This window comes from Actinoplanes sp. NPDC051633, from assembly GCF_040681735.1.
In the GTDB taxonomy this organism is placed as follows: domain Bacteria; phylum Actinomycetota; class Actinomycetes; order Mycobacteriales; family Micromonosporaceae; genus Actinoplanes.
Map to the genome: position 1 here is coordinate 1 of NZ_JBFAZH010001490.1, position 1,617 is coordinate 1,617.

Genomic DNA, 1,617 nt, shown 5'->3' on the forward strand with positions numbered 1-1,617 from the left:
GGCTCGCCCGCAAGCTCCTCCCGCCACTGGGCACCGTGGGGCAGTGGGGCGCCGCGGCCACCGCGCCGGCACTGGCCACCTACACGGCGGTGCTGCTGGCCGACACCGCCACGCCGAGCTGGCACGCCGCGTACCCCGACCTGCCGTACCTCTTCGGCGGCAGCGCGCTGGCCAGCGGCGCGGCCGCGGGCCTGATCGGGGCGCCGGTCGCGCAGGCCGGCCCGGCCCGCCGCATGGCCGTGGTCGGCGGCGCCCTCGAGCTGTACGCCTGCCACCGCGTCGAGGAGTCCCACGGCCTGCTGAGCGAGCCCTACCGCGACGGCCGGCCCGGACGCCTGCTGCGCGCCGCCCGCTACCTCACCGCGGCCGGGATGGCCGGCGCCGTGCTGGGCCGCCGCAGCCGGGTGCTGTCCGCGCTGTCCGGCGCCGCACTGCTGGCCGGCTCCCTGGCGACCCGGTTCGGCGTCTTCGAGGGCGGCGTCGCCTCGGCCAAGGATCCGAAATACACGGTCGTGCCACAGCGCGAACGGCTCGCCCTCCGCGACGGCGCCAAGACCGAACAGGAGCCGATCGAGCAGAATCCGATCGAGCAGAATCCGATCGAGCTGGCGCCGGGCGACTGACCTCAGCCGTCTGCGGTCACGTCCCGCGTGCCTCGGCGACGAGCGCCTCGGCGACCTCGCGGAGCTTGCGGTTGCAGTCCTGCGAGAGCTTGCTGATCAGTGTGAAGGCTTCGTCCGCGGTGCACCGCCGCTGTCCCATGATGATGCCTTTGGCCTGCTCGATGACCGCACGGCTCTCCATCGCCGTCCGCATCTGCCGCGCCAGGGTCGCCGTCGCGTCGTAGAAATGTGCGTTGGCCACGGCGACCGCGGCGTACCCGCCGAACTTCTCCGCCAGCGCCACCGCGTCGTCGTCGAACGCCTTCGGATCGAGGCTGTAGACGTTCAGCGCGCCGACCACGTCCTCCTGCACGGGCAGGGCGATCGCCAGGGAACTGCGGACACCGGCCTGCGCCGCCCGGGCGGACCAGTCGGGCCAGCGGGTCTCCACGGCCATGTCCGGCACCGACAGGGTGGTGGCGGCGGACGCGGCGTCCAGACAGGGACCGTATCCCCGCTCGTACTGCCACTCGTCGAGAGTGGAGGCGACCGGCCCGGTGAACGCGACGGTGTGGGCCCTGGCGCCGCGGATCAGGGTCACGGACACCTCCGGCGTGCCGGGCAGGGTGCGTTTCGCCAGGTCGGCGACGCGGGACAGGACATCGTCGAGGTTCGTTTCGCTGAGCTTGATACGGCCCAGTTCAGCGAATGCGGCAGTCGGGTCGAGCGGCTCAAGCGACGTCATCTGATTACTTCTCTGCGCGGGCCCTGTCACTCATGGGGCGGAGATCGGGTGGCTGCCAGAGCCGAGTCAGGGCTGGGGACAGGCGCCGGTCGTCGGCGCCGGAAGGCCACCCTCGGGCGAGCAGAGCAGTCGCAGGCACCCAGTCTATTCCCTTTTGCGGCGGAAATCGGGGTCAGATTATTCTTTCAAGGACTAGTATAACATAAAATCGTCTACAAATAGACAAAAAACCTGCACGCTTAATGTAGATCAAAAGCTTAACGCAAATGA

Annotated in this window: 1 protein-coding gene and 1 pseudogene; one reads left to right on the top strand and one right to left on the bottom strand. The window is 70.0% G+C overall.

What is annotated here, in order from left to right; genetic code table 11:
- Window positions 1-623, top strand: a pseudogene (locus tag AB0M20_RS42390) (hypothetical protein); the annotation flags it as partial.
- 16 nt (window positions 624-639) lie between these two features.
- Here the strand turns inward: AB0M20_RS42390 and AB0M20_RS42395 are convergent.
- Window positions 640-1,347: a GAF and ANTAR domain-containing protein gene (locus AB0M20_RS42395; RefSeq protein WP_364307057.1), complete on the bottom strand. Its 708-nt coding sequence runs from the start codon at window positions 1,345-1,347 to the stop codon at window positions 640-642.
- Window positions 1,348-1,617 lie beyond the last annotated feature (270 nt).

Bases quoted from the DNA above. Each gene is read 5' to 3' on its own strand.
- AB0M20_RS42395 (WP_364307057.1), bottom strand. From the start codon at position 1,347: ATGACGTCGCTTGAGCCGCTCGACCCGACTGCCGCATTCGCTGAACTG.